At 71.3% G+C, this 26,648-nt stretch carries 28 protein-coding genes; 9 read left to right on the top strand and 19 right to left on the bottom strand.

Annotation, left to right across the window (positions count from 1 at the left end):
• Nucleotides 1-3 precede the first annotated feature (3 nt).
• A complete protein-coding gene (locus tag ABGB11_RS19620; RefSeq protein ID WP_347634762.1) occupies nucleotides 4-945 on the top strand; it encodes a helix-turn-helix transcriptional regulator in 942 nt (313 codons plus the stop codon).
• Here ABGB11_RS19620 and ABGB11_RS19615 read toward each other — a convergent pair.
• On the bottom strand, nucleotides 900-2,228 hold the full coding sequence (locus ABGB11_RS19615) for a transcriptional regulator (RefSeq protein ID WP_347634760.1): 1,329 nt from the start codon (nucleotides 2,226-2,228) through the stop codon (nucleotides 900-902). The genes ABGB11_RS19620 and ABGB11_RS19615 overlap by 46 nt on opposite strands.
• Before the next feature lie 714 nt (nucleotides 2,229-2,942).
• Nucleotides 2,943-4,229 (bottom strand): UDP-N-acetylglucosamine 1-carboxyvinyltransferase, encoded by a 1,287-nt coding sequence (gene murA / locus ABGB11_RS19610; RefSeq protein WP_347634758.1) that lies wholly within the window; start codon nucleotides 4,227-4,229, stop codon nucleotides 2,943-2,945.
• Nucleotides 4,230-4,498: 269 nt separating this feature from the next.
• Here murA and ABGB11_RS19605 point away from each other — a divergent pair, with 269 nt between their 5' ends.
• Nucleotides 4,499-5,542 (top strand): suppressor of fused domain protein, encoded by a 1,044-nt coding sequence (locus ABGB11_RS19605; protein WP_347634756.1) that lies wholly within the window; start codon nucleotides 4,499-4,501, stop codon nucleotides 5,540-5,542.
• Nucleotides 5,543-5,553: 11 nt separating this feature from the next.
• Here ABGB11_RS19605 and ABGB11_RS19600 read toward each other — a convergent pair whose 3' ends face one another.
• The 3 genes from ABGB11_RS19600 to purD are packed head-to-tail and all read right to left on the bottom strand — an operon-like array spanning nucleotide 5,554 to nucleotide 8,966.
• Complete coding sequence (locus tag ABGB11_RS19600; protein WP_347634754.1) at nucleotides 5,554-6,336, bottom strand: MOSC N-terminal beta barrel domain-containing protein; 783 nt, start codon at nucleotides 6,334-6,336, stop codon at nucleotides 5,554-5,556.
• 8 nt (nucleotides 6,337-6,344) lie between these two features.
• Nucleotides 6,345-7,655 (bottom strand): adenylosuccinate lyase, encoded by a 1,311-nt coding sequence (gene purB / locus ABGB11_RS19595; RefSeq protein ID WP_347634752.1) that lies wholly within the window; start codon nucleotides 7,653-7,655, stop codon nucleotides 6,345-6,347.
• Between the two features lie 45 nt (nucleotides 7,656-7,700).
• Entirely contained in the window at nucleotides 7,701-8,966 is a 1,266-nt protein-coding gene (purD, locus tag ABGB11_RS19590; protein WP_347634750.1) for a phosphoribosylamine--glycine ligase, read from the bottom strand.
• Between the two features lie 363 nt (nucleotides 8,967-9,329).
• Between purD and ABGB11_RS19585 the strand changes: the two genes are divergently transcribed.
• Nucleotides 9,330-10,409 carry a magnesium and cobalt transport protein CorA gene (locus tag ABGB11_RS19585; protein ID WP_347634748.1) on the top strand — a complete coding sequence of 360 codons (1,080 nt, stop codon included), beginning with the start codon at nucleotides 9,330-9,332 and terminating at the stop codon, nucleotides 10,407-10,409.
• A gap of 35 nt (nucleotides 10,410-10,444) precedes the next feature.
• On the opposite strand, the gene ABGB11_RS19580 is transcribed toward ABGB11_RS19585, so the two are convergent.
• The 3 genes from ABGB11_RS19580 to ABGB11_RS19570 form a co-directional block, all read right to left on the bottom strand.
• Nucleotides 10,445-11,278, bottom strand: a complete 834-nt coding sequence (locus ABGB11_RS19580; RefSeq protein WP_347634746.1) for a glycerophosphodiester phosphodiesterase family protein — start codon at nucleotides 11,276-11,278, stop codon at nucleotides 10,445-10,447.
• 67 nt (nucleotides 11,279-11,345) lie between these two features.
• Nucleotides 11,346-12,629, bottom strand: a complete 1,284-nt coding sequence (locus ABGB11_RS19575; RefSeq protein ID WP_347634744.1) for an adenylosuccinate synthase — start codon at nucleotides 12,627-12,629, stop codon at nucleotides 11,346-11,348.
• Between the two features lie 118 nt (nucleotides 12,630-12,747).
• Nucleotides 12,748-13,032 (bottom strand): helix-turn-helix transcriptional regulator, encoded by a 285-nt coding sequence (locus ABGB11_RS19570; protein ID WP_347634742.1) that lies wholly within the window; start codon nucleotides 13,030-13,032, stop codon nucleotides 12,748-12,750.
• 224 nt (nucleotides 13,033-13,256) lie between these two features.
• Between ABGB11_RS19570 and ABGB11_RS19565 the strand changes: the two genes are divergently transcribed.
• Nucleotides 13,257-13,439 (top strand): hypothetical protein, encoded by a 183-nt coding sequence (locus ABGB11_RS19565; protein ID WP_347634740.1) that lies wholly within the window; start codon nucleotides 13,257-13,259, stop codon nucleotides 13,437-13,439.
• 13 nt (nucleotides 13,440-13,452) lie between these two features.
• Here the strand turns inward: ABGB11_RS19565 and ABGB11_RS19560 are convergent, their stop codons facing one another.
• From ABGB11_RS19560 to fbaA, 4 genes are all read right to left on the bottom strand, one after another.
• Complete coding sequence (locus ABGB11_RS19560; RefSeq protein ID WP_347634738.1) at nucleotides 13,453-13,875, bottom strand: DUF3151 domain-containing protein; 423 nt, start codon at nucleotides 13,873-13,875, stop codon at nucleotides 13,453-13,455.
• A gap of 58 nt (nucleotides 13,876-13,933) precedes the next feature.
• Entirely contained in the window at nucleotides 13,934-14,458 is a 525-nt protein-coding gene (locus ABGB11_RS19555) for a GNAT family N-acetyltransferase (RefSeq protein WP_347634736.1), read from the bottom strand.
• Nucleotides 14,459-14,540: 82 nt separating this feature from the next.
• Complete coding sequence (locus ABGB11_RS19550; RefSeq protein WP_347634734.1) at nucleotides 14,541-14,990, bottom strand: helix-turn-helix domain-containing protein; 450 nt, start codon at nucleotides 14,988-14,990, stop codon at nucleotides 14,541-14,543.
• A 91-nt stretch (nucleotides 14,991-15,081) separates the two neighbouring features.
• A complete protein-coding gene (gene fbaA / locus ABGB11_RS19545; protein ID WP_347634732.1) occupies nucleotides 15,082-16,104 on the bottom strand; it encodes a class II fructose-bisphosphate aldolase in 1,023 nt (340 codons plus the stop codon).
• A 170-nt stretch (nucleotides 16,105-16,274) separates the two neighbouring features.
• Here fbaA and ABGB11_RS19540 point away from each other — a divergent pair, with 170 nt between their 5' ends.
• Both ABGB11_RS19540 and ABGB11_RS19535 read left to right on the top strand, forming a co-directional pair.
• Nucleotides 16,275-17,000 (top strand): DedA family protein, encoded by a 726-nt coding sequence (locus tag ABGB11_RS19540; protein ID WP_347634730.1) that lies wholly within the window; start codon nucleotides 16,275-16,277, stop codon nucleotides 16,998-17,000.
• Between the two features lie 72 nt (nucleotides 17,001-17,072).
• Nucleotides 17,073-17,486 (top strand): hypothetical protein, encoded by a 414-nt coding sequence (locus ABGB11_RS19535; RefSeq protein ID WP_347634956.1) that lies wholly within the window; start codon nucleotides 17,073-17,075, stop codon nucleotides 17,484-17,486.
• Nucleotides 17,487-17,506: 20 nt separating this feature from the next.
• Here the strand turns inward: ABGB11_RS19535 and pyrE are convergent, their stop codons facing one another.
• Nucleotides 17,507-18,043, bottom strand: a complete 537-nt coding sequence (gene pyrE / locus ABGB11_RS19530) for an orotate phosphoribosyltransferase (RefSeq protein ID WP_347634728.1) — start codon at nucleotides 18,041-18,043, stop codon at nucleotides 17,507-17,509.
• Between the two features lie 59 nt (nucleotides 18,044-18,102).
• Here pyrE and ABGB11_RS19525 point away from each other — a divergent pair, with 59 nt between their 5' ends.
• Complete coding sequence (locus tag ABGB11_RS19525) at nucleotides 18,103-18,630, top strand: hypothetical protein (RefSeq protein ID WP_347634726.1); 528 nt, start codon at nucleotides 18,103-18,105, stop codon at nucleotides 18,628-18,630.
• A 10-nt stretch (nucleotides 18,631-18,640) separates the two neighbouring features.
• Here ABGB11_RS19525 and ABGB11_RS19520 read toward each other — a convergent pair whose 3' ends face one another.
• The 6 genes from ABGB11_RS19520 to ABGB11_RS19495 all read right to left on the bottom strand — a co-directional run bounded on the left by ABGB11_RS19520 (nucleotide 18,641) and on the right by ABGB11_RS19495 (nucleotide 25,473).
• Nucleotides 18,641-19,288 carry a tetratricopeptide repeat protein gene (locus ABGB11_RS19520; protein WP_347634724.1) on the bottom strand — a complete coding sequence of 216 codons (648 nt, stop codon included), beginning with the start codon at nucleotides 19,286-19,288 and terminating at the stop codon, nucleotides 18,641-18,643.
• An 80-nt stretch (nucleotides 19,289-19,368) separates the two neighbouring features.
• Nucleotides 19,369-20,721: an NYN domain-containing protein gene (locus ABGB11_RS19515; protein WP_347634722.1), complete on the bottom strand. Its 1,353-nt coding sequence runs from the start codon at nucleotides 20,719-20,721 to the stop codon at nucleotides 19,369-19,371.
• A gap of 276 nt (nucleotides 20,722-20,997) precedes the next feature.
• A complete protein-coding gene (locus ABGB11_RS19510; protein ID WP_347634720.1) occupies nucleotides 20,998-22,392 on the bottom strand; it encodes a sigma-70 family RNA polymerase sigma factor in 1,395 nt (464 codons plus the stop codon).
• A 159-nt stretch (nucleotides 22,393-22,551) separates the two neighbouring features.
• Complete coding sequence (locus tag ABGB11_RS19505) at nucleotides 22,552-24,177, bottom strand: alkaline phosphatase D family protein (protein WP_347634718.1); 1,626 nt, start codon at nucleotides 24,175-24,177, stop codon at nucleotides 22,552-22,554.
• A gap of 49 nt (nucleotides 24,178-24,226) precedes the next feature.
• On the bottom strand, nucleotides 24,227-25,210 hold the full coding sequence (locus ABGB11_RS19500; protein WP_347634716.1) for an NAD-dependent epimerase/dehydratase family protein: 984 nt from the start codon (nucleotides 25,208-25,210) through the stop codon (nucleotides 24,227-24,229).
• Nucleotides 25,211-25,257: 47 nt separating this feature from the next.
• Complete coding sequence (locus tag ABGB11_RS19495) at nucleotides 25,258-25,473, bottom strand: hypothetical protein (RefSeq protein WP_347634714.1); 216 nt, start codon at nucleotides 25,471-25,473, stop codon at nucleotides 25,258-25,260.
• A 65-nt stretch (nucleotides 25,474-25,538) separates the two neighbouring features.
• Between ABGB11_RS19495 and ABGB11_RS19490 the strand changes: the two genes are divergently transcribed.
• Together ABGB11_RS19490 and ABGB11_RS19485 are read left to right on the top strand one after the other, a co-directional pair.
• A complete protein-coding gene (locus ABGB11_RS19490; protein ID WP_347634712.1) occupies nucleotides 25,539-26,237 on the top strand; it encodes a hypothetical protein in 699 nt (232 codons plus the stop codon).
• Nucleotides 26,238-26,272: 35 nt separating this feature from the next.
• Nucleotides 26,273-26,482 carry a hypothetical protein gene (locus ABGB11_RS19485; protein ID WP_347634710.1) on the top strand — a complete coding sequence of 70 codons (210 nt, stop codon included), beginning with the start codon at nucleotides 26,273-26,275 and terminating at the stop codon, nucleotides 26,480-26,482.
• Nucleotides 26,483-26,648 lie beyond the last annotated feature (166 nt).

Here is a 26,648-nt window from a genome sequence, read left to right as displayed (position 1 = left end):
AGCGTGGAGAGCCTCGGAGCGTTCCTGCGGAGCCGTCGTGACCGTGTCACGCCGTCCCAGGTCGGGCTGCGCACCTACGGCACCGCGCGCCGGGTGCCGGGGCTCCGGCGTGAGGAACTCGCCCAGCTCGCCGGAGTGAGCGCGGGCTACTACACGCGCTTGGAGCAGGGCTTGGCGGACACCGCTTCCGAGCAGGTTCTGAGCGCCCTCGCCAGGGCGCTGCGGCTCGACGAGGTAGAGCGCCTGCACCTGTTCAATCTGGCGCGGCGGTCTTCCGGTCCCCGCCTGTCCGAACCACCCCGGGAGGAGCCCCACGCGCGTGTTCTCGCCCTCCTGAACTCCCTCGGTGAGGCGATACCGGCGCTCGTCCTGGGCCGCCGAGGAGACGTCCTGGCCTGGAACCGCACCGGCCACGCACTGTTCGCCGGGCATCTCGCCCATGACGCGCCGAAGGACCCGGAAGAGCGGCCGTCGATCCCGCGCATGTTCTTCCTCGACCCGCGTAGCCGCGACCTGCACCGCAACTGGGAGGAGCTCGCGCGCATCCATGTCGCGTACCTCCGGCTCACCGCCGGCCGGTTCCCCACCGACGCGCGGCTGGCGCGGCTGATCGGGGAACTCGTCATGCGGAGCGGCGAGTTCGCGGCCATGTGGGCGACCGGCGAGGTCGCCGACTGCACCACCGGCGACATGCACCTGAGCCACCCCGCGGCCGGCGCGCTCAGCATCGCCTACCAGGTCTGGCTCCAGCCCGACAGCCCCGACCACCGGCTGGAGATCTACACGCCGAACAGCCCCGCTTCGGCGGCCGCCCTGCGGACCCTCGCCGACGCCGCCGGCCGGGATGACGCCCGCGAAGCCGGTACCGCCCCTCGCGGCCGTCCGGAGCCGTCCCGGGGTCAGCCGGCCTTGGCGGGGCCGAGCTTCTCCACGATCAGCCGGTAGAGCTGGCGGGGGCGGCCGGGCTGCGGGGTGCGGTTCGGGGGCAGCGGCCAGGCCAGGCCCTCCTCGACGAGGGTGCGCAGGAGGCGGCGGGCGGTGCGGGGCGTGACGCCCAGCATCTTGCCGGCGTTCTCCGCGTCCACGATGAGCGGCTGCTCCTGGTCGCCGAGCTTGTCGGCCAGGCGGGCGAGGATCTCCAGGCCCTTCGGCTTGGCCTGCGGCTGGGCGCGCGGGGGCGTGCGGGGCGCGGGGACGAGCGCGCGGCCGTCGCGGTCGAGGGCGAAGCCCTGCGCGCGCTGGGAGCTCTGCGAGCGGGCCAGGGCGGCGCGGGCGTGGTTCTCCGCCTCGTGCGCCGTGCGGCCCATGCCGATGCCGACCTCGATGGCGAGGCCCAGCTCCTCGCGGACGCGCTCGACGAACGGCGGGGTGCGGAACCCCTCCGTTGACGCGGTCACCGAGCCGCGCGTCGCGATGACCAGGTAGCTGTGGTCGTCCAGGGGCCACACCGAGGCGTTCATGCGGTGCGCCTCCTGGAGGAGGACGCGGTGCAGCGCGAGCTTCAGCTCGTCCCGCCAGTAGCGGGGGGTGACGCGGCGCGGCGTCTCGCGCAGGGTGGGCACGTCCACCAGGACGACGACGAGCTGCGACTCCTCCAGGCGGTGGTGGGCGCCGAGCAGCGCCGCGGTCTGGAGGGAGCTGCGGATCGCGGCGCCGGTCGGGCGGACGCGGATGGTGGGCACGCCCGCCATCTCCATGCGCTCCGCGGTGGCGTGCACGCAGGTCATCGCGACGGTGGTCGCGCCGCGCCGCCAGAGCCGCTCGTGGAACGCGGCGAGCGTGCCGGGGCCGGCGGCCTCCTCGCGCAGGTGCACCTGCTCGGTGCCGAGGCTGATCTCGGAGTAGGCCTCCTCGACCTCGGCGCGGCCGAGCACGTCGATGCTGACCCGGGACGGGTCGAAGCGCTCGTCGAGGGACGCCCGCAGCAGCGCGCCCTGGAGCGCGGCGCCGTTCAACGGCACGTACGTGGCGGGCATGGTGAGGACGCCCGCCTTGCGCGCGAAGTCGTAGGGGACGGGGCTGGCGAACAGGCACACGTCGACGCCCGAGCCCAGCCGAACCACCTTGTCGGCGGCCTCCTGCTCGTCCCGGTACGCGGCGGCCACCAGCCGGCTCGGGACGGGTGTGGGGCCATGGCCCATCAGCATGACCCGTTCCACCAGCTCATGCGGGCCCACGACCCCGATCGTGAGGTCGGGGGTGACCGACCCCGTGCGTGCCGCCGTCATCGATGATCGCTCGCTTCCGGTCCGTCCTCTCGGCGGGGTCGCCGCCCCGGCCACCTGCTCGCGCACGTTCCGCCCAACGGTTGACTCATGGCTCGTCGTCCCTGCCTTCTGACCCAGCACCGCAGTTCCCGGCGATTCGCCTTCCCACAGTCCGCAGATCGGGTCAGGACGACGAAGTGTGACGCCCAGAGGCGAAATCGAATCAAGAGTGCGGCGAAAAAGTAACCTACGCGACCCCCTGGTCAGTAATTTGTCACCAATCGGCCAGGCATGATCCTGCATCTTCGGACGTCCGAAGTTGAAAAACAAGACCCGAAAACATGGCGGAGGGCCCCTCCTGACGCTGTCACGTACAGGGGGGACCCCTAGGGTGCCCGTTTGGTTTACGCGCGGGCCGAAATCCGTGCGACCCGGTGCCGTGCGGGCCGGAAAGACGAGCGATCCGTGCAGGCAGGGCCGCGGATCGGCGCCGGTGATTATTTACCGCGTTACGGTCCGCCCCATCGGGAGCGGTTCAGGGATTACTTCCCAGGTCAGAGGGCCGCCCGACAGGCGGTCAGGACGGCTGTCCGAGCGGTGCGTGACCGGCCGGTGACGCACCGCTCGGACGATTTGGCCGCCGGACGTTACATGACCCGTCAGGGGTCGCGCCCGAGTTGGTCAGGGCGAGGCCACATTCGGCCGATTAAGGCCCCGGGCGGGTGCCGCGGCGCGTTAGTCGGCCTCGCGGACGATCTCCGCGCCGAGCTGGGAGAGCCGCTCGGCCGTGTGGGCGTGCCCGCGGTCGAGGTAGTACGCGGAGGTGATCGTGGTCTCGCCCTCGGCGGCCAGGCCCGCGAGGACGAGGGCGCTGCCGCAGCGCAGGTCGTGCGCCTCGACCTCGGCGCCGCGCAGGCCGCGCGGGCCGTTCACCTTGGCGCGGTTGCCGTCCACCTCGATGTCGGCGCCCATCTTCGCCAGCTCGCCGGCCAGCTTGAACCGGCCGTCGAAGATCCGCTCGTAGACGTAGGACGGGCCCTCGGCCAGGCAGGACAGCGCCATGATCGGTGACTGCAGGTCGGTGGCGAAGCCCGGGTACTCGTCGGTGATGACGTTGATCGGGCGGAGCGTCCGGTCGCGGCGCACCTGCAGGACGGCGCCCTGCTGGTGGAACTCGACGCCCATCTGCTCCAGCTTGTCGGCGGCGACGCCGAGGTGCTCCAGCGAGGCGCCGACCAGGCTGAGGTCGCCGCCGGTGATCGCGGCGGACATCACGAACACGCCGGCGTCGATCCGGTCGGGCATCACGGTGTGCTCGACGGCGGTCAGCTCGTCCACGCCCTCGACGGTGACGAACCCGGTGCCGCCGCCGCTGATCCGGGCGCCCATCGCCTGCAGGATCGCGATGTTGTCCAGCACCTCGGGCTCCAGCGCCGCGTTCTTGATCAGCGTGGTGCCGTGCGCCAGCGCGGCCGCCATGATCAGGTTCTCGGTGCCGGTGTGCGAGGGGGTGTCGCAGTAGAGCGTGCCGCCGCGCAGGTCGCCGGCCTTGATGTGGATGATGCCGTCGCCGTTGTCGGCCACGTGCTCGGTGACCGTGGCGCCCATCCGCTTGAAGCCGTTGTAGTGGAAGTCCAGGTTGCGGCTGCCGAGGTTGCAGCCCCCGACGCCCTCGATCACCGCTTCGCCGAGCCGGTGCAGCAGCGCCGGGACGAACAGGAACGAGCCGCGGAACCGGGAGGCGATGTCGGCGGGCAGCACGGGGCTGCTCAGCGACGACGCGTCGATCACCAGGGTGCGCTCGGTCTCGTGCAGCTCGGCCTTGGCGCCCACCGCGCGGGCGAGCTCCACCGCCCGCCGGACGTCCTCGATGATCGGGACGTTGCGCAGGACGGTCCGTCCCTTGGCCGCCATCAGCGAGGCGCCGATCATCGGAAGGACGGCGTTCTTCGCGCCCTGGATGAAAACGGTGCCGTGCAACTGCCGGCCGCCGCGCACGCGGTAGCGAACCTCGTGGCCCATGCCCATGCCGCCTTACTTCCTCTCAGGTGCGGTTTCAGTGCCTGCAATCCAGTGGGAGCACGAGGGCCGAGCGCGCCGAGTCCCCCTCTGCGCCAACGCGACCCCAGTAAACCACCGGGCCGAGGGTGTGAAGCCCGGCCCGCGCCTCGTCGGCGTCAGTCTGCTCGTTGAGACTTCCGCGACACGCCAAAGGTTCGCGTTCCCCAGGAAAATTCCCAAGGTCAGCCTAGGGCCGCGGGCCGCCAGGAATCGGGCTATCGTGATCATCCATGGACGAGACGGTCGGCTGGGACGCCATCGACGACGCCCTCCGCGGCATCTACGGGGACGAGAAGCCCTACCACCTGGGCACGATTCTCAAGTGGTCGCTGGGCGGTCCCGACCCGCTCGACGGGATCAGCGTCTACGCCCGCACCGAGCCCGTCCCGCACTGGCATTTCGTGTCGTACGGGATGAGCGAGCTGTACACCAAGGAATCGAAGAATCCGGACGAGTCGGGCTGGGGCTTCGAGTTCACCTTCCGCCTCGCCCGCGACCCGGCCGAGGAGACGCCGCCGGTGTGGGCGGCGAATTTCCTGCAGAACCTGGGCCGGTACGTCTTCAACAGCGGCAACTGGTTCGAGTCCGGCCACCACATGAACGTCAACGGCCCGATCGCCGCCGACCGCGACGACTCGGAGATCCGCGCGGTGACCTTCACCGCCGACCCGGAACTCGGACAGATCGCGACCCCGCACGGCAGCGTCCTGTTCCTCCAGATCGTCGGGCTCGCGTTGGAGGAGTACGAGGCGCTGCGCCGGTGGAACGCCGACGGCCTGATGGGCGCGCTCGCCCCCCACCTCCCGCTGCTGGTCACCGACGTCGACCGCCGGTCGCTGCTCGCCGACCCGGACGTCGCCCGCGCCGTCGAGGAGGGCATCGCGCGGGACGGCTCCAGCAGCGGGTTCCTGTTCGTGACCACGGCCGGCTGGCGGCGCGACGCCGGGTCGACCACGCTGCGGCTCGGCGCGCTCCAGGCCCCCGCGATCGCGGACGCGCTGCGGGGACGCCTCCCCTTCGGGCGGGAGCTGATCCTGCAGACCGAGGACACCGTCCTGTCGTTCCACCCAGGCGACGCGTTCGCCGTCGAGGAGCCGGAGGAGGGACGGCTGGAGGTCCACGTCCCGCCGGCCGCCCTGGACGACCTCACGGCCGTCCTGCGGCCCACCGCGGGCAGCGCCCCCGTCCCCGCCCTCCCCGGCCTCACCGTGGAGATCGTGCCGACCGCCATGCGCGACCGCTACGGGAACGAGACCGGCGAAGTGGTCGGCTGACCCTCCGCGGGTCAGCGCGGTTCCAGGACCTCGATGGGGTCGCCGACCGTGAGCGTGCCCAGAACGCGCGGAACGCAATTCTGACCGAAGAGGATGCCTCGGTCACGGGTGCGGTAGGAAGCGAGCGTCCGCAGCGGCTCACGGCCCCGCTCGGCCGTTTTCTGGTCGGTGGTGGTGATGACGCAGCGGTTGCACGACTTCACCATTTCGATGACGGTCTCGCCGACGCGCAGGAGACGGACGTCGTCCTCGCCGAAGGGGCCGAGGCCCTCGATGACAAGGCTCGGACGGAACCGGTTCATCGGCAGCGGTTCGTCCAGGCGCGCGTTGAGGTCGTCCAGAGACTCCGCGGAGATGACCAGCAGCGGGTACCCGTCGGCGAACATGACCTCACCGCCCCCACGGGACGTGGGCCGGTGACCGGTGAAACGCACCAGGCGGCAGTCGGTGTCGAACAACTCGGAGAACCACGCCGCGGCCTCGTCGCCCTGGTCGACGCCCTGGCACTCCTTGCGCTGGACGACGACGTCCCTGACCTCGCCCACGTCCGCGGCCTTGTGGACGAGCCGTGATGCTCCGGGCGCGTCCACCACGAGGATCTCGCCGTCGTAGGACGGGCGCAGCAACGCCATCCGCGCGAGGTCCCGCTGCGACAGGAAGCGGCCCTCGGGGGTGACGAGCATGAACTCGCGGTCGAAGCGCAGACCGCGCGCGGTCAGCTCGGCGGTGCGCAGCGCGGTCACGGCGCCGCTCTTGAGCGGATAGACGTTCAGCTCGGTCAGGGTCCCCTGCAAGGCCCCTCCTACGTGAGATCGGCCAGTCGGTCGAACATCGCTCCGAGACGCTCGACGAAACGCTCCGGACGGCACACCTCGTCCAGGCGCCGCTCGTCCAGGGCCAGGCCCGCCTCCGCGGCGTGCTTGCGGAGCGTCTCGCGGAACGGCGTCCCGCTCTCCCACGTCTCCATGGCGGCCTTCTGGACCAGCGGATACGCCTCGTCGTCGCGCGACATGCCCGCCTCGACCAGCTCCAGCAGGACGGTCGAGGTGTAGATGAGGCCGCCGGTCGAGTCCAGGTTGGCCCGCATCCGCGCCTCGTCCACGACCAGCCCGGACATGAGGCGGTTCGTCAGGTTCAGCATGTAGTCCAGCGCGATGGCGGCGTCCGGCAGCGCGATCCGCTCGGTGGACGAGTGCGAGATGTCGCGCTCGTGCCACAGCGGGATGCCCTCCAGCACCGGGACGATCTGGGCGCGGACGATCCGCGCCATCCCCGCCAGCCGCTCGGAGATGATCGGGTTCTTCTTGTGCGGCATCGCCGACGAGCCCTTCTGGCCCTTGCCGAACGGCTCCCACAGCTCCCGGACCTCGGTGCGCTGCCCGTGCCGCACCTCTAGCGCTATCGCCTCGCACACCGTCGCCATGATCGCGAGGGACGACACCCACTCGCTGATCCCGTCCCGCATCACGACCTGCGTCGACACGTCCGCCGGCCGCAGCCCGAGCCTGCGGGCGACGTGCAGCTCGACCGCCGGGTCGATGTTGGAGTACGTCCCGACCGCGCCGGAGATCGCCATCACGCCGACCGCCTCGCGGGCGCGCCGCAGCCGGTCGCGCGAGCGGGCCAGCGCGAACGCGAAGTCGGCGACGCGGTGCCCCCACACGTCCGGCTCGCCGTGGATCCCGTGCGTCCGCCCGACCCGCAGCGTCGCCCGGTGCGCGAGGGCGTGGTCGCGCAGCGTCGCCACGAGCGCGTCGGCCTTGTCCAGCAGGATGTCGGTCGCCTCGACGAGCTGCAGCGCTAGCGCCGTGTCGAGCAGGTCCGACGACGTCATGCCGAAATGGACGTACCGGGCGGCCTCCCGCGGCTCGGTGTTGTCCGCCCACGCCGACAGAAAGGCGATCACGTCATGCTGCGTGACCGCCTCGATCGCGTGCACCGCCTCCGGCGTCGGCGGCGGCGCCGCACGCACCGGCTCCACCACCTCCGGCGGGATCGTGCCGGCCTCGGCGTGGGCCTCGACGACGAGGACCTCCACCCGGCACCACAGCTCGTATTTGTGCGCGTCGCTCCAGACGCGCCCCATCTCCGGAAGGGTGTAGCGCTCGATCACCCGATGATTGTCCCAGCTCGGACGGTCGGCGGTCGCCCCGGGGCCTCAGGTGTCCCGGAGCGCCCCGGCCCGGGTGGCGCGCAGGGCGATGTCGGTGCGGTGGTGGGCACCGCGCAGGGCGATCTTCGAGACGGCCTCGTAGGCGGTGGCGCGGGCCGCCGCCAGGTCGGACCCGGTGCCGACGACGTTGAGGACCCGCCCGCCGCTGGCGATCAGCCGTCCCTCGCCGCCGAGCCTGGTGCCCGCGTGCAGGACGTACGCGCCGTCGACCCCGGCGGCCTCGTCCAGGCCGGTGATCTCGTCGCCCTTCACCGGCGCGGCCGGATACCCCTCGGCGGCCACGACCACCGTGACGGCCGCGCCAGGGTGCCATTCGGGACGGAACTCCGGGTCGAGCCCGCCGATCGCGCAGGCCTGCAGCAGCCGGCCGATCGGCGTCGCGAGCCGGTCCAGGACGACCTGCGTCTCCGGGTCGCCGAAGCGGGCGTTGAACTCCACCACCCGCACACCCTTGGACGTCAGTGCCAGACCCGCGTACAGGCAGCCGACGTACGGGGTCTCGCGGCGGCGCAGCTCGTCCACCGCGGGCTGGACGACCGTGGACATGACCTCGTCCACCAGTTCCGGGGGCGCCCAGGGGAGCGGCGTGTAGGCGCCCATCCCGCCCGTGTTCGGGCCCTCGTCCTCGTCGTAGGCGCGCTTGAAGTCCTGCGCCGGCAGCAGCGGGACGGCGTGCTGCCCGTCGCTCAGCGCGAACAGGGAGACTTCGGGGCCGTCCAGGAACTCCTCGATCACCACGCGCTCGCAGCCGGCCGCGTGCCGCTCCGCGGCGCCCCGGTCACCGGTGACGACGACGCCCTTCCCCGCCGCCAGACCGTCGTCCTTCACGACGTAGGGCGGGCCGAACGCGTCGAGCGCCTCGGCCACCTGCGCGCTCGTGTCGCACACCCGCGATGCGGCGGTCGGCACCCCGGCCTCCGCCATGACCTCCTTCGCGAACGCCTTGGACGCCTCGATCCTGGCCGCCGCCCGGTCGGGGCCGAAGCACGGGAACCCCGCCCTGCGCAGGGCGTCGCCCACCCCCGCCACCAGCGGCGCCTCCGGGCCCACGACCACGAGGTCGACGCGCAGCCGCCCCGCCAGCTCCGTCACCGCCACCGGATCCGTCGGGTCCAGCTGGTGGTTGTCCGTGATCTCCGCCGTGCCCGGATTGCCAGGGGCGCAGTGGACGGCGGTGACGGCAGGGTCGCGGTGCAGGGCGCGGGCGAGCGCATGCTCGCGGCCACCCGATCCAAGGACGAGTACTCGCACGTCACGCGAGCTTACTGGTCCGGCCCGGGCATATCCTTGCCGAGACCGGCGTTGGTCGGTGTGAGGTGACCGTCACACCCGCGCCGGGTGAACCTTGCCGTTACGGGCGGCGTCCTAATTGTCGGCTGATAGGCTGCGCTGGGCTTGACGCCCGCATGTCGAGGTGCGTGAGAGGAGGTGGTCGGGATGAGTCCTGGTGATCCTTGCAGTTCGCCGGAAAACCCTCACAGTCCGGGCAGGACTGTCTCACCGTCCGCCTCCATCTGGCGTCCGGCCACTCCCTTCGCGCGCTCCCTTCGCTGACCGGCCTGGGTTGAGCGCGCGCTGCGCGCGTGGCCGGCGGGTTAGGAGCACCTCATGGCCATGACTCGAGTTCGCCCGAGCCGAGCGCTGTTCAAGACGCGCGGCCGCTCCACCGGCGTCCCGGCTCCGAACCGCGATTCCGCCGTCATCGACTGGGCCGCCTACATCGACGGGCACCGCGTCTCCACCGGCACCGTCGCCGACGCCGTCCGCCTCATCCGCGACGGCCGGCTCACCCCCGAGGGCGACAGCGCCGGCTTCGTCTGGGTCGGCCTGCACGAGCCGTCCGCCACCGAACTGGCCGACCTCGCCGAGGTCTTCGGCCTGCACCCCCTCGCCGTCGAGGACGCGATCCACGCCCACCAGCGCCCCAAGCTGGAACGCTACGACGACGTCCACTTCGTCGTCATGAAGACCGTCGGCTACGTCTCCAGCGACCCCGGCGGCGCCGAGGTCGTCGAGACCGGCGAGATCATGATCTTCTGCGGGCCCGACTTCGTCGTCACCGTCCGGCACGGCACCCACGGCGCGCTCGGCCCCGTCCGCCGCGACCTGGAGCAGGACCCGGCCCGCCTCGCCCTCGGCCCGGCCGCCGTCCTGCACGCCGTCGCCGACCGCGTCGTCGACGGCTACGTCGGTGTCGCGAACGCCGTCATGGAGGACATCGACGAGGTCGAAGAGGCCGTCTTCTCACCCGAGCGCACCGACGAGTCCCGGCGCATCTACCGGCTCAAGCGCGAGGTCATCCAGCTCAAGCGCGCCGTCGGCCCCCTCGCCGGCCCTCTGCGCAACCTCTCCGGCCGCCGCTTCGTCCCCGCCGAGATCAAGGAGTACCTCCGCGACGTCGAAGACCACCTCACGCGCGTCCGCGAGCAGGTCGAGTCCTACGACGAACTCCTCAACCCCATCCTCCAGGCGCACATGACCCAGGTCACCGTCGCCGACAACCAGGACATGCGCAAGATCTCCGCCTGGGGCGCCATCTTCATGGTCCCCACGGCCATCGCGGGCGTCTACGGCATGAACTTCGACTTCATGCCCGAAACCCAGTGGCGCTTCGGCTACCCCATGATCCTCGGCGTCATCGGCTTCGCCTGCCTCTCCCTCTACCGAGGCTTCCGGCGCAACGGCTGGTTGTAGCTCCCAGCCTTCTGCCCTCCGTCGGGCGGCGGGGCTTAGGCCGGCGCCAGGACGGATTGGAGGAGGTCTGGGTAGTCGGTGACTATTGCGTCTGCGCCGTACTTGATGAAGCGCGTCATGTCTTCGGCGGTGTTGACCGTCCAGACGATGACGGGGAGCGCGGCGTCGTGGGCGTCGTCTACCAGGCCTGGGGTGGTGATGGCGTGTTCGGGGGAGATCGCCGTCGCGCCTATCGCCTGGGCGGCGGCTATCGGGTCGTGAGGGCTCTGGCCTGCCAGCCAGGTGGTGTCTGGGGTGAGGGTCTTGCGTTCTAGGAGGGCTACGCGGCCGAGGCTCGGGTAGTGGCGGCGGGCTTCTGCCAGAACGCGCCAGTCGAAGGCCAGGAGGCTGGCCCTAGGGGTTAGGGCGTGGTGCGTGAGGACGTCCACCACGGCGGCTGTGAAGAGGCCGACTTCCTCGTCGGTCCAGGTGGGGTCCGTCTTGAGTTCGACGGAGAGCTTGACCGTGGTGGGGGCCAGCAGGGCGCATGCCTCGGCGAGGGTGGGGATGCCTGTGCCCGGCATCGGCGCGGGGCGGAAGCGCGTGCCCGCGTCCACGGTGCGGAGTTGGGCGAGGGTCAGCTCGCGGATCGGCTTGCCCACGTAGGGGTGGGCGGGGTCGTCCGGCCAGGCGGGGGCGGTGTCGGCCAGGTTCGCCGGGGAGAGGGACTGGTCGTGGTTCAGGACGACCACGCCGTCGGCGGTAAGGCCCGCGTCCAGCTCGATGGCGTCGACGCCCAGGTCGAGGGCGTGGGAGAAACCGGGCAGCGTGTTCTCCGGACGGAGGCCGCGCGCCCCGCGGTGCCCGTGCACCTCGACGGTATCGATCACCGCACGCACGCTACAGTCCGCGACCGAACGGGCGGTGGAGAACGGATGAGGTCAAAGGAAACGGAAGTCAGATGAGGGAGCGGCGGGTAAGCGTCTGGTCGCGGCCCGGGCCGACGCCGATCGCGGAGATCTGGGCGCCGGACATCTCCTCCAGCGACCGGACGTACGCCTGCGCGTTCGCCGGGAGGTCCTCGAACTTCTCGGCGCCGGAGATGTCCTCCTGCCAGCCGTCCAGGTATTCGAGGATCGGCTTGGCGTGGTGGAACTCGGTCTGGGTCGTGGGCAGCTCGTCCACCCGGACGCCGTCGACCTCGTAGGCGACGCACACCGGGACGCGCTCCAGGCCGGAGAGGACGTCCAGCTTCGTCAGGAAGTAGTCGGTGATGCCGTTGACGCGGGTGGCGTAGCGGGCGATGACGGCGTCGAACCAGCCGCAGCGCCGGTCGCGGCCGGTGGTCACGCCGTACTCACCGCCGGTCTTGCGCAGGTACTCGCCCTGCTCGTCCAGCAGCTCGGTGGGGAACGGGCCGGAGCCCACCCGGGTCGTGTAGGCCTTCAGGATGCCGATCACCCGGCTGATCCTGGTGGGGCCGATGCCGGAGCCCGAGCACGCCCCTCCGGCCGTGGGGCTGGACGAGGTGACGAACGGGTAGGTGCCGTGGTCGATGTCGAGGAGGGTGCCCTGCGCGCCCTCCAGGAGGACGACCTTGTCGTCCTCCAGGGCCTTGTTCAGCACCAGCGTGGTGTCGGCGACGAACGGCTTGAGGCGCTCGCCGTAGGCCAGGTACTCCTGCACGATCGGCCCGGTGTCGATGCGGCGCCGGTTGTAGACCTTGGTCAGGACCTGGTTCTTCTCGCGCAGGGCGAGGTCGAGCTTCTGGGTGAGGATGTTCGGGTCGAACAGGTCCTGGACGCGGATGCCCATCCGGTTGATCTTGTCGGCGTAGGTGGGGCCGATGCCGCGGCCGGTGGTGCCGATCCGGGCCTTGCCGAGGTACCGCTCGGTGACCTTGTCGAGGGCCCGGTGGTGGGGCATGATCAGGTGCGCGTTGGCGGAGATCAGCAGCCGCTCGCAGGTGATGCCGCGGTCCCGCAGCCCGTCGATCTCCTGCAGCAGGACGGCCGGGTCGATCACCACGCCGTTGCCGATCACCGGGACGACGTCGGGCGACAGCACCCCGGACGGCAGCAGGTGGAGCGCGTAGCTCTTGTCACCGATGACCACCGTGTGGCCGGCGTTGTTGCCACCCTGGTAGCGGACGACGTAGTCGACGTCGCCGCCGAGCAGGTCTGTGGCCTTGCCCTTGCCCTCATCTCCCCACTGGGCACCGACAAGAACGATGGCAGGCATGCCACTTTCCTTCCCACGACGAAGGCCCCGGTCGCCGCAAGCGCGCGAAGGGGCCTCTTGCGATCAAAGGGTACCCGGCCCCGGGCGGCAAGGAAACCGGAGCCGGGTCCTGCCCCGCTCAGGTGCCCGCGCGCCGCGGCCAGTAGTTCTCCGCGAACAGCCGGGCGACGAGTTCGCCGCGGCTGGAGACGCCCGCCTTGGCGAAGACGGCCTTGACGTGGTCGCGGACGGTGTGCGGTGAGATCACCAGCTCGGCGGCGATGCCGCTCGTCGTGAGCCCCCGCGCAACGAGCTGGGAGATCTCCGCGGGATCGAACGGGGCCCGGCCCTTCTCCCGGAACAGGCTGACGACTCCCCAGGGCCGCCCGCCCGCGCGCAGGACGGCACGGAGCTCGTCGCCCACCCCCTGGCGGCCGAGGAGCTTGCGGTACTGGGCGCTGCGCGCGGGGAGGCCGCCGGTGCTCGCCGCGAGCCCGGCCGCCGGGACCGCCGCGAGGGCCAGCTCGCGGAACGGTATGACGGTCTCCTCCAGGATCGCGCACTCCCAGTAGGTGAAGCACTGGTCGCCGCTTCCGAGGTTCGTCCCTGCTGGGCCAGGGGGCGGGGCGGCATCCGGACGGTGGCCTCGTGACGGACCCGGAGACCGGCCGGGTGGTCGTCGGCGGCCGTCCCGACCCGCGGGTCCACGTGGCGGGCGACCTCGCCGGCGGCGGCCCCTTCCTCGTGTCGGGCATCCCCGGCGTCGCCGCAAAGGCGCACCGGGCGGCCCGGTCGGTCCTCGCGGCGGGGAACGCCGCGAGGACCGCGTAGGTCGGCGTGCCGGTCAGGAGGCGTTGAGCGCTTCGGCCGCGGTGGCGCTGCTGTCGCGCAGGAAGGCCTTGCAGCGCTCGGCCTCGTCGTCCTCGCCGATGGCGGCGGCGGCGCGGCCGAGGGCGTGCAGGGCGCGCAGGAAGCCGCGGTTCGGCTCGTGCTCCCACGGGATGGGGCCGTGGCCCTTCCAGCCGGCCCGGCGGAGCTGGTCCAGGCCGCGGTGGTAGCCGGTGCGCGCGAACGCGTAGGAGTCGATGACGCTCGCCTTGGCGAAGGCGCGGTCGGCCAGCTCGGCCCACGCACCCGGGTGGTCCGGATGCCGCGCGGCGACTTCGAACGGGTCGACGCCGTTCTCCAGGGCCGTGCGGGCCTCGGGGTTGTCCGGCAGTTCGGTCGGAGGAGGGCCGCCGAGCAGGTTCTGGGTCATGCGGGTCATCGTAAGTGGGCGTGCCCGTCCCGGAACAACCCGGGGCGTGGCCGGTCGTCCCCCGTGATCAGGCGGGGAGGGGGAGCGGAAGCCGGAAGTGCGCGGCCCCGCCGTCCCTGGTCGAGCGGACGCCGGGCCAGCCGCTCCGGACGAACAGCAGCGCGTCCCGGTTGGTGAGGACGACGTCCGCGTCGAACTCGCGGATGCCGCGCCGCTCGGCGAGCCGGGACAGGTAGGCGACGAGGGCGCTGCCCAGCCCCCGGCGCTGCCAGGGGTCGGTCACCAGGACGGCGAGGTCGGCCCGGCCGGGGTTGCCGGCGTTGCGGACGTACTCGGCGATGCCCGCGATCTCGCCGTCGGCCAGGGCGACGAGGGCCTCGCGGTCCCAGTGGTCGAGGTCGTCGAGGAGCCGGACGTAGTGCTCGGGGATCCGCGGCGTGCCCGAGAAGAAGCGCGTGTAGAGGCTGGCGGACGACAACCGGTCCGACATCCGCCGCACCCGGTCGCGGTCGGCCCGGCCGTACGGGCGGATCCGGACGTCGTCGAGCGTGGGGGCGATGCGGGCGGCACTGCGCACATCGAGTTGCATCATAAAACCCATTGGAGCGCACTTAGGTTGCCTGACGCAACTAATGACCCTCTACAAAGTGCGCGCGGTGCGCGCGAACGGGAGGTCAGGCGCCGGGGCCCGGGCGCGGCGCCACGTCGCCCGGCCCGAGGTGGGAGCCGCAGGACGAGCAGGTGAACCGCGTGGTCAGCGTCCCGTCACAGCCCCGGTGGCCGATGATCGCCGGTGGGCCCTCGGGTGCGTAGTGCCGGTCGCCCCACATCAGCAGGGTCATCATCGCCGGCCACAGCTCGACGCCCTTACGGGTGAGCTTGTACTCGTACCGCTCCGGCCGTACCTGGTAGGGGACGCGGCGCATGATGCCCTCGTCGCACAGCCGGTTGAGCCGGTCGGTGAGGACGTTGCGGGCCACGCCGAGGGCGTCCTGGAAGTCGTCGAAGCGCCGGACGCCCTCGAAGGCGCTCCGGATCACCAGCAGCGTCCACCGGTCGCCCACGACCTCCAGCGACCGGGCGATCGAGCAGTTCTGCGACTCATAGGTGCGGGGTAGTGCCACAGGCCCGAGCCTACCTGAGTTTCATCAAACAACGCTTTCGCGCGCCCCCCGGCCGCGATCACGCATCGGGCGGCCGGAGGGCGCCGCGCTTCTACTTCAGCTTCTGGCCGGCGGACTGGAGGTTCTCGGCGGCCTGGACGATGCGGGCGGCCATCGCGGCCTCCGCGGCCTTGCCCCAGGAGCGCGGGTCGTACTGCTTCTTGTTGCCGACCTCGCCGTCGACCTTCAGCACGCCGTCGTAGTTGCGGAACATGTGGTCGGCCACCGGGCGGGTGAACGCGTACTGCGTGTCGGTGTCGATGTTCATCTTGATGACGCCGTACGACACCGCCTCGCGGATCTCCTCCAGCGTCGAGCCGGAGCCGCCGTGGAAGACCAGGTCGAAGGGCTTGTCCTTGCCGTACTTGGCGCCGACCGCGTCCTGGATGTCCTTGAGCACCTCGGGACGCAGCTTCACCGAGCCCGGCTTGTACACGCCGTGCACGTTGCCGAACGTCGCCGCGAGGATGTAGCGGCCCCGCTCGCCCACGCCGACGGCCTCGGCGGTGGCGAGGGCGTCGCCCGGCGTCGTGTAGAGCTTCTCGTTGATCTCGTTGGCGACGCCGTCCTCCTCGCCGCCGACGACGCCGATCTCCATCTCCATGATGATCCGGGCCTTGGCGCACTGGTCGAGCAGCTCCGAGGCGATGTCGAGGTTCTCGTGCAGCTCGACCGCCGACCCGTCCCACATGTGCGACTGGAACAGCGGCTCCTCGCCGCGCGCCACCCGGTCCTGCGAGATCTTGATCAGCGGACGCATGAAGCCGTCCAGCTTGTCCTTCGGGCAGTGGTCGGTGTGCAGGGCGATGTTCACCGGGTACTTGGCGGCCACGACGCGCGCGTACTCGGCGAGCGCGGACGCGCCGACGACCATGTCCTTCACCGTGGAGCCGGACAGGTACTCGGCTCCGCCGGTGGACACCTGCACGATGCCGTCGCTCTCGGCCTCCGCGAACCCGCGCAGCGCCGCGTTCAGCGTCTGGCTGGACGTCACGTTGATCGCGGGGAAGGCGAAGCCGTCCTGCTTCGCACGGTCGAGCATCTCCGCGTAGACCTCGGGCGTTGCTATGGGCATTGTCAGCGTCCTTTCATACGCAGGGTGCCGCCGGGCATCCGGCCGGGCGGTTGCACCCGGACGTCCGAGTACCCAGGTGAGTGCCCAGGTCACACGGTTTCCGGGTCGGGCATGCCGTCCGCGCTCAGTATCCCGCCTAATCGGAGCGTGGGGAAAGGTACGCTCACGGTGTGGATCTCACGACCCTTCCCCTCAATATCACCGAGTGGCTGCACCCCACCGCGTGGCTGCAGCTTTTCGGCACGTTCGCGACGATCGGCGTGCTCGCCATCATCTTCGCCGAGACCGGACTGCTGTTCGGCTGCATCCTTCCGGGCGACTCGCTGCTCTTCACGGCGGGGATCCTGACGGCCGTCTCGACCGTCAACGGGCAGGAGTTCCAGCCCCTGTCGCTGCCCTGGCTGCTCATCGGGGGGCCGGTCGCGGCGATCGCCGGTGCCCAGCTCGGCCATTTCCTGGGGGCGCGGTACGGCCGCAAGCTCTTCGACAGACCCGACTCGCGGATCTTCAAGCACGAGTGGGTCGAGAAGGCGGAGTACTACTTCAACCGGTTCGGGCCCGCCAAGGCGGTGGTTCTCGCCCGGTTCATCCCGATTGTGCGCACGTTTCTGAACCCGCTCGCCGGGATGCTCGGCATGGACAGCCGAAAATTCTTCATCTGGAACGCCATCGGCGCGATCGTGTGGACCGACAGCCTGTTCCTCCTCGGGCACTTCCTCGGCTCCGAGGTGCCTGACATCGAGAAGTACATCCTGCCGGGCGTCGCGGTCATCCTGATCCTGTCGGTCATCCCGATCATTCGTGAGGTCCTCAAGGGGCGTAAAACGGACCAGGGTCCGAATAAGAATGGCCCCGAAGAGTCACGTCCGTCGCTCAGCGGTGACAGTTATCGCTAACCTCCCCATGTGGGACGTCATCGGTCGGACCCTAGGGGTCTCGCGCGCATACTGATCGCGGCCTTGGCCGTGGTGGCCGCCTTGGCCCTTCTCGTGGTCGGAGGTATGGCCCTGGTCAACGCGATCTCCGGCGAGCCCGAGAACTCGGGGCCGTCGACGGCCGCCTCGCCCTCCGACAGCGGTGCCAGAACACCCGCGAGCAGCAACGACGCCTCGACATCGCCGGCGGCGACGGTCCCGCTGGTGATCCGCGTGACCGGTCAACCCACCAACGTCGTCGTCCGCGTCGCCGACACCGGCGGGAAGGTGCTCACCAACGGCACCCTCAACACCGGGGACACGCTCAAGTACGACGAGGCCCCCCTGCAGGTCGTCGCCATCAACGGCGGCTCCCTGCATGTGGTCATCTACGGCAAGGTGCAACCGCGCCAGCCGAACGGCAAGCGCGCCGTGTGGCTCGTCAAGGCCCGCAACAGCGGCTCCTGAGCCGTGACTCCGAGCCGCGGCTAGTCCAGGCCGAGGTCGGCGACGTCGTACGGGTGCCGGTACTCCAGCCCGGCCTCGGCGATCCGGCCGGCGGCACCGCGCTCCAGGATCGTCGCCACCGCCGCCACCTCCGCTCCCGCCTCCCGCAGCGCCTCCACCGCGGTGAGGACAGACCCGCCCGTGGTGGAGGTGTCCTCCACGGCGAGGACGCGGCGCCCCTCGACGTCCGGGCCCTCGATGCGCCGCTGGAGCCCGTGCGCCTTGCCCGCCTTGCGGACGACGAACGCGTCGAGGACGCGCCCGCGCGCCGCCGCCGCGTGCAGCATCGCGGTGGCCACCGGATCCGCCCCGAGCGTGAGCCCGCCCACGGCGTCGTAGTCCAGATCCGCCGTCTCGTCGAGCATGACCCGCCCCACCAGCGGCGCCGCGGCCCCGTCCAGCGTCACCCGGCGCAGGTCCACGTACCAGGACGCCCGCTTGCCCGAGGAGAGCACGAAGTCTCCGTGCACCACGGCCCTGTCCTTGATCTTCTGTAGCAGCTCATCACGATCGCTCACGTGCAGAACCCTAATGACCCCCCGCCCGGCCTCCGGCGCCGCCGTGTACGGTTCGCCGGGTGACCACCGGAACCGTCGTCCTGCTGCACGCCCCGGCCGCCACCGCGGCCTCCTGGGGCGATCTGCCCGAGATGCTCCGCTCGTACGGCTTGGACGTCGTCGCGCCGGACGTTCCGGACGACACCGGCCCCCGCTACATCGCCCGCGTCTCGCTGATCATCACCGCGACCGCCCCGGCGCCGCCGCTCACCCTCGCGGCGCACGGCGCCGCCGGGCCGCTGGTGCCGGGCATCGCCCTCGCGCAGCGCGCCGCGCACCGCCCCATCCGCGGGTACGTGTTCATCGACGCCGATCTCCCGCGCCGCCTCGCCCACGACCACGCGGAGCCGCAGAACGACGTCCCCATGCCCCCAGATTGGCCGGAGGCGCCCTGCGGCTACCTCTGGACCCATGCGGACCGCACCGCCTCCTCCGGCCACGCCCAGGCCGCCAGAGAGGCCCGCCTGCGCGACTGGCGCGTCACCGAGCACGAACCCCCGGCCACGGTCGCGCAGTCGCTCAGCGAACTGGTACTGGGGCTGTCCTAGCCCCGGGCGTTCACGCGTTCTTCAGGAGGTCGTCCAGAAGGGCGTCGTAGTCGTCTTCCTTGCGGCCCAGGTCGATGCGGGCGCGGTAGCGGAGGCGGAGGAGGGCCTCCAGGCTGTCCTCGGCCAGGGCGACGTCGTCGGGGCCCGGGGTGAGGGAGTCGGCGTCGGGAGCGGGGGCCTCGTCGGGGCCGCCGCCCATGCCGGTGCCGACCGCGCGGTCGCGCAGTTCGAGGACGACGTCGGCGCCGCTGGTGGCCCACTCGTGGGCGCCGGTCGCGTCGCCCTGGGCGTAGAGCACCTCGGCCACGGTGCGGTACACCTCGGGGTCGCTCGGCTTGTCGGCACGGATCTGCTCGACGAGCTTGCGGGCCTCGTCGGCCTCGCCCAGTTCGAAGAGCGCGTCGGCGAGGTAGGCGCGCGGGTCGCCGTAGGTCTCGCCGCCGTCCTCCATGGCCCTGCGGTACAGCTCGGCGGCCCTGCCGTGATCGCCGGCGTGCTGCCACTGCTCGCCGGCCCGCAGCAGGACGTTGGCGCGTGACACTCCGCCGGACACCGACTCGGCCAGCTCGGACAGCCGGCGGGCCGCCGAGATGTGATCGCCGGTGCGCAGGGTGTCGAACTCCAGGTCGTCGAGATCGTCTTCCGTCACATGCGTCACGGTTCAACGCTACCCGCCGTCGCGCGACCGAAGCGGGCGAATCGACGATGATCGTGGAATACCGGTGCGTAGGTGTCAGGTCACCTGCGGGAACGTTCTAGGGCGTCCCAGAAACCGCGGCGCAGCGCGTGCCGCACCTCGTCGTGCAGGAGGAAGTCGATGGGCAGCGAGGAGCCCTGCAGCAGCCTCGCCTCGAGGTCGGACGGCATGCGCGGCTTGCGGGCGAGGACGGCCTCCAGCCACAGCGCGGGCGCGTCGCGGGCGACGGACTCGCCGAAGTCCTGGCCTTCCTGGTGGGCGGCCTTGACGGCGTCCGCGAGCGTGGGGGCCTGCTGCGCGGGGACGGGCATCTGCTGCGGACCCGTGTAGGGGCCGTGCTGCCCCGTGGGCTGCACCGTGGGCTGCACCGCGGGCTGCATCGTCTGCGGTGGCGGCGGCGGGGAGGGCGACGGGACGGGCGAAGAGCTGTACTGCGGGCTCGGCGGCGGCTGGGACGGCGCCGGTGCGGGCGACGGGGACGGGGCCTGCGGGGCCTGCGTCGAGGACGGCCCGGCCGGGGCGGGCTGCAGCGGGACCTGCTGCCCGCCGGTGCCGTAGGACGACGCCGAGTAGCCGCCGGTGCCGTTCGGCAGGGGAACCGGGCCGGTGCCCGAGTTCGGTCCGGGGCCGACGCCGCCGGTCGTCCCGGGACCGCCGCCGCTCAGCCCGCCGGTCATGGCCGGGCCGAGGTCGCGGACGGACGAGGTGCCGGCCGGCTGCCCGCTGAGCGGGGACGCGGGCGGCGGGCCCCCGTTGTTCGAGGTCGTCTGGAGCGGGCCGATCGAGCTGCCGTGCCCGTTGACGGAGCCGTGCCCGTTGGACAGCGGGCTCGTCCCGTGCGAGGACGTCCCGTCCATGCCGGTGAGGAGGTTGACGTAGGGGCGCAGGTGGCCGGAGCCGATCTCGATGAGGTCGTCGCACTCCTGGCGGAGCACCCGGGAGATCGTCCAGTTGCCGTCGACGGCGACGTGCACGACGGTGACGCGGACGCCGAAGTCCTGGGCGTCCGCGACGACCTGCGCGAGGTCCTCGTCGCCGCTCACCAGGACGGCGTCGGTGAGCGCGGAGTTGCGGGCCAGCGTCATCAGGTCGCGGTGGATCTCGGTGTCGACGCCTTCGCGGCGGCCGGGCCGGATCCGGCCGAGGCGCAGCTTGAGCCCGGGAAGGTCGGCGAGCGCGTCGTGCTCGGGGTTGCGGCGTCCCTCGACCGTCGCCTCGTACCAGTAGCAGCGCAGGAGGGGCATGCCGGTGCGTTCTCTGGCGAGGTTGCCCAGGAGTTGCAGGAGGCCGCCGAAGTCCCACGAGACGGTCTCGCGATGGCGGGTGCCGTGCACCGCCATGGCGCCGTCGGCCAGCAGGTAGCCGGCGTCTACGAACAGCGCGCAGCGATCCATGCGACACCGTCCTTCCTCAACACGGGAGCTCACAGCATGCCCACATCGGCGTAGCGGCCCCGGGCGCTTATAGCGTAGTGAAGCCCGTCTGCCCGGTAGGCCAATACGGCGATTCGCCACTCTTTCATGGCGACCCGCCGGTTGGCGACTCCCCAGTAACCGCGAGATGGGAGCCGCGGCGGACGCTACCAGCCGATCCGGCCCCGCCCTGAGCTTCCGCAGGATCTTTACGGGAAGAATCAGGTCGCCGGTTCAGTCGCGGTATCCCCGCGACCCTTACTTCAACCGGTCATGGCGGGCCCTATGCAGTGCGGTGTCGTCCCTGAGTCGGACGTGCACCTTCACGGAGCGCGGAGTCACGCGCAGTTGGATCTGGACGAGTGAGCCTCCAGGTTCTTCGACGGGCTTTTCGGGGGCCGGCTGGTGCGGGTCGCCGGGTTCTCCCGGTTCGGGCGGGACGTGCTGGGGAGCTTCGGGCGTGAGGCGTGGTCTGGGCTTTGGTGTCCTCGGGTCGGTCGGGTCGTGGGCGGTCGTCGGGTCGGGCGCCATCGCCGGCTCGGGGGCGGACGCCGGGTGGGGGCCTGTCTTCGGGCCGGGGTTCGCCGTCGCTGGACGGGGAGGAGGAGGCGGCGCGGCGACCGGGACGGTCGGCATCGCCGCGGCCGGTGGTCTGCGCGGAGCGGGAGCGGGCTCGCCGTCGGACACGAGCACCAGCGCGAGGGCCGCCGCGACGGCGACGATGCCCGCGCCGACTGCCTGGGCACGTCTCGGTAAGCGCCGTAACCACGGCAGGGCGCCGCCCTTGGACGCCAGGTAGGCGGTGCTGGCCGAGCCCAGGGCGAGAGGGCCGAGGACGTCGCGCAGTGCCGAGTTCACGTGGGCCAGCTCGGCGTGGAAGGTCGCGCAGCGTCTGCAGCCGTCCAGGTGGCGTTTCACCCGGCGCGTCTCGCGGGCGGCGAGCGCGCCCCGCACGTACGAGCCGAGCTTCTCCTGGACGGGACGGCACGCGTCGTCCGCCTCGATGCCGTCCAGGTGCATCTGCAGGTACGCCTGGCGCAGCCCTTCACGCGCCCGGTACGCGAGCGCGGCGGCGGTGTTCGCCGTGACACCGAGGATCGGGGCCACCTGGGCCGGCCTCTCGCCCTCGACCTCGGTGTGCCAGAGGACCGTCTGCCAGCGGTCCGGGAGGGACAGGAACGCGCGCGCCACCATCGAGCGCTCCAGTTCCTCGATGGCGGTGTCCTCGAACGGCGTCCCGTGGTCGAACGCCTCGATGTCGTCGGTGTGGTGGACGCGCCGGTCGGTGCGCTGCCGGTCGTAGACGGTGCGCCGCACCACCGTGAGCAGGTAGGGGCGGAAGCCCGATCCAGGGCCGCCGCCGCGTTTCAGGACGGCCAGGATCCTGGCGAAGGCGTCCTGGACGGCGTCCTCGGCGGCGTCCCGTCCGGCCAGATGGCGGGCGAGGCCTCGCGCAGCCGGCAGGTGCCGTTCGTAGAGGGTCTCGTAGGCGGAGGCGTCGCCGTCGCGAGCCCGGCGGATCAGGGCGTCGTCGCTGGCCCCCGCGTCCCCGGTGCCCGCGCCGACCCCCGTGTCGCCGGCCGCGGCGTCACTGGCCCCCGCGCCGCCTGGCCGAACGGTGCCCCTTTCGGGCGCGTCCTCTCCTCGCTCCATACTTGCTCATTGTGACGGGTTGACCACGGCTTGTCGCGCGTTTTGGTCACAGAAACCTGGGCGAAGTGGCGTCATGGAGGGGGCGCGCCGCCGTTGGAGTAGTGCGTGAAGCGGGTGCGTTCGTTCCGTCGAGGGGGTGGAACGAACGCACTTCGCGTATCAGGTGATGTCGGCGCGCCCCATCTGGGTGAGCTTGCCGCCGTCCTTCGGGGTTTCCCAGCGCACCGTGCAGTCGCGTCCGGACAGCTCGACGGTGGCGATGGCGTTGTCGAACCACGGGCCGTCGGTCATGCGCCACCGGATCGGGACGGTGGGCACCTTGGCCAGCTTGGCCAGGAGCCGGAACGGTGCGCCCGTCGTCCGCGAGTAGGCGATGCGGTTCGCCCACCGGAACTTCCCGACGAGCGGGTTCCGCAGGGGGGAGCAGACGATCTGGGAGACCTTCGACTGGGTGTCGGGTGACGTGACCCGCGCCAGGTACGAGTAGTGGATGTCGCCCGACAGGAACGAGATGCTCGCCGGCGCGGAGCCGCGCTCCCCCCGGCCCACGGCGACGACGTCGGCGGCGACATCGCGGAACGACTTCTCGAACGCGGCCCAGTGCTCCAGGTCGGCCGCCTGGCGTACCTTCTCGGCCAGGCGCGCCCCACGCTTGCCCCAAGCGCCGCCGGCCATCGCCTCGTTCCACGACTCGGCATAGTGGATTGCCATGGGGAGCAGGTAGGGCAGGGAGCTGGCGATGAGCAGATGGTCCACGCCGCCTTGGCACTGACCGTCCAGCCAGTCGAACTCGTCGTCGTCGAGCATTCCACGGCGGTCGGCGGTGAGCAGCCGGGAGCATCGGCTGTCGACGACGATGAGGCGCGTGCCGCCCCAGTCGTGGGCGTAGCTCCAGCGCGTGCTGTCCGGGTGCTTGTCGGCCTTCTCGGCGAACTCGTCCAGGACGGTGCCCGCGTCGCCCGTGGTGTCGGACGCCGTCCGCACCGCCTTGTAGACGGGGTCAGAGGCGCGTTCCTGCGGCGACAGGTTCCCGAGATGCTGGTAGATCCAGTACGACCCGATCCCGCCGGTGATGCGGTCCTTCCACCAGGGCTGCGACCACATCTCCTGGCGCCACGCGTACGAGGTGTTCCAGTCGTCCCGGATGTCGTGGTCATCGAAGATCGTGAACGTGGGGACGGTGGACAGCAGCCAGCGCACCTCCGGGTCGTCGTGCCAGGCCAGCTTGTAGAGGTGCGTGTAGTCCTCGAAGTCGGCGGCCTCGTCGTCCGGCGGCTCGCCCTGGGCGCGGCGGCCCCGGATGAACGCGCGCATCTCGTCGCTCAGTTCGTCGGCGTAGACCTGGTCGCCGACCATGAGCAGGATGTCCGGCCAGGTGACCGCGTCGCCCCCCGTCCGCAACCGGTGCGCGAACGAGGTGAGCGCGTCGTGCCCGAACTCCTCCACGGTGCCGGGCGAACGGCGGCAGGACCCGAACGAGATGCGGAGCCCGCCGTCTTCGGACAGCGTCCTGATTTCGGACGGTGGAAACCCGCTGTCGCCCTCCGGCCAGACGATCTCGCCGTCGATCGACACCTCGTAAGGGATCCGCGCGCCGGGCGCGAGCCCGTCGATCTCGACGACTGCGTAATGGTGACCATGCGCGGTGAACGTGCGGGAGCCCGCGTCCAGGTCGTGCTGCCGGCTGACGACCCTGACTTCGCAGGGCCGGTCGGTCTCCACCCATATCGTCGCGGTGCGGTGACTCACGTGGCGGAGGTGGGGGCCGATTACCAAAGCGGTCATACCCCGTCTCTCTAGCGGACCGGGGGGCGCCGCGTCCACCCGTCTCGTCTCAGCGTCCCAGCACCGCCGCCTCGGTCACCGGGTCCAGCCCCACCACCGGTCGGTCGGGGCGCTGCGGGGCGCGTCCGCCTATGGACTGGAGCCACTCCCAGGTATCCGTCACCGTTTCCTGGACGGGCCTGCAACGAAGCCCTCCGCCGACGGCCTTCTCCACGTTCGTCCGGTGAATCGTGTCGTAGTCGTCGCCGGGCGGAAGCCAGACGGGAAGCTGCACCCAGGGTTGGACGCCTGCTTCGAGGATGGTTTCCGGGGCCGTCCAGACCAGATCGGCGTCGGAACCCGTCGCCGCGACGCACGCTTCCAGCAACCCGCCCATCGTCGTGTGGCCGGCCGGGCTGGTCAGGTTGTACGGACCGTCGAGGCCTTGCTCGATCGCGTCGAGTGTCCAGGCGGCCAGGTCCCGGACGTCGATGAATTGCACGCCGGCGTCACGCGGGCCGGGTGCCAGTACAGGGCCGCCCTTGGCGATCCGGGTCAGCCACCAGGGGAGCCGGCCGATGTTCTCGTACGGACCGAGGATGAGCCCTGCCCTCACCAGCAGCGCCTTCTGGCCGAACGTCTCAAGAGCCGCCAGTTCACCACCGCGCTTGGCCGCCGCGTAGTCGACGTCGACGTCGTCCGGGGAGCCGTCCACCACGTCTGCTTCTTCGCCCATACCGAGCGGTGTGGGGGACTGGTAGACCGAGCGGCTGGAGATGTAGACGTAGCGGTCTGCCCGTCCTTCCAGGAGGCGTGCGGCGTCACGGACTGCGGACGGCGCGCCCGACCAGGTGTCGACGACCGCGTCCCAGTTTCCGTCGGCGAGAGCCTTCAGACCGTCCTCGGTGGTCCGGTCGCCGTGGACCGACGTCGCGCCCTGGGGCGGCTCGTGGCGTCCCCTGTGGAAGACGGTCACGTCCAAGCCGCGTGCGAGCGCGTCCTCGGTGATGGCGCGTCCGACGAACTCCGTACCGCCCAGCATCAGAAGCTTCATGGGGAAGACTCTGCCTTCTGTACGTTCTGTACGGAACGCTTGCACGCTCACAGCGGAACCGGGGTCTCGGTGGCGATTCCCCGCGAGAGCGTGTCCACTACAAGGCTGGTGAGGGCGGTGTCGGCGCGCGCGGCGGCGACGGCCGCCGCGAACCGCTCGGCCGCCCACCGGGTCAGCGCGTCGATCAGCGCCTCGCGCGTGGCGAAGCGCCGGTGGACGGTCGTCCTGGCGACCCCGGCGCCAGCACGGTCGGCGCCGACCACGTCATCGACGGAGGCGCCATCAAGACCGCCTGACGGTGTCGGACGAACGGAGTAGCTTCGCCTGCGTGACCTCATTCGAGCTCGTCCGCGACCTCCCGGGCGCGCTGGCCGACCGGTCGGCGGCCTGGGAGTACATCCGTGGCTTCGCCGAAGCCTGGTCCACCCCGCTGGCGGCCGGCGACGGCACGCCGGAGACCGAGCTGGCCGCGGCAGAGGAGGCCCTGGGCATACGCCTGCCCGCCGCCCTGCGCGAGGCGTACACCCTCTTCGGCCGCCGCTTCGACCTGCACAGCAACATGCACCACCTCCTGAGCCCTGGCGAGTTCTACATGGACGACCGCAAGGAGGCCTTGGTCTTCCGCGAGGAGAACCAGGGAGCCGCGTCGTGGGGCGTCCTCCTCGCCGACCTCGACCAGGCGGATCCGCCCGTCCGCACGCGTCCCGACCTCGCCGACAAGGAGGCCGAGCGCTGGGAGGGCTGGCTGGACGCCTTCTCCATCTCCTGCATCGAGATCGTCCTGACGGAGTCGGTCCTGGCGGAGGATCCCCTCTGCGACTCCGGCGACTACGAGGACGGCGACGAACTGGCCCGCCGGTTCACCCGCCTGCCCTTCCCCGCGTACCCCGGCGGTGAGGCCGCCTTCTACACCGGCCCGGGAGTGCTCGTCTGGGACACCGGCGGCTGGCTCTCCGTCCGCGCCCGGGACGAGGAGACCCTCGACCGCTTCCGGGACGACTTCCCCGCCGACTGGCTCAACGGCTGACGAATATCCTCGCCCAACGAGGATATTCTCGTGGCGTGGACCTCCAGGAAGGCGACCTGCAGAACCTCACACCCGATGAGAGGGCACGCATCGCCGCAGCGGAACGCCTCCGCGAGGTCGGCACCGGCTACGCCGATCTACAGAGCACCCGACCCCAAACGCTCGCCTACGGGCTCAGCGACTCACCGACCGGGCAACTCGCGTGGATCGTGGAGAAGTTCTGGGAGTGGACGAACCCGACCTAACCGCTCCCCGAGGACGCCGTGAACCGCGACCTGCTCCTCACCAACGTGACGTTGTACTGGCTCACCAAATAAGGCACATCCGCCCAGCTCTACTACGACGGCCGGTGGGAGGGGGTGCGGGCGGCGGGTGAGTTTTTCGGGGGTGGGTGTCGAAAACGGGGCCGGT

Source organism: Actinomadura sp. B10D3, assembly GCF_039871695.1.
GTDB classification, from domain to species: Bacteria; Actinomycetota; Actinomycetes; order Streptosporangiales; family Streptosporangiaceae; genus Spirillospora; species Spirillospora madurae.
This window is presented reverse-complemented; position numbering and strand designations above follow the sequence as displayed.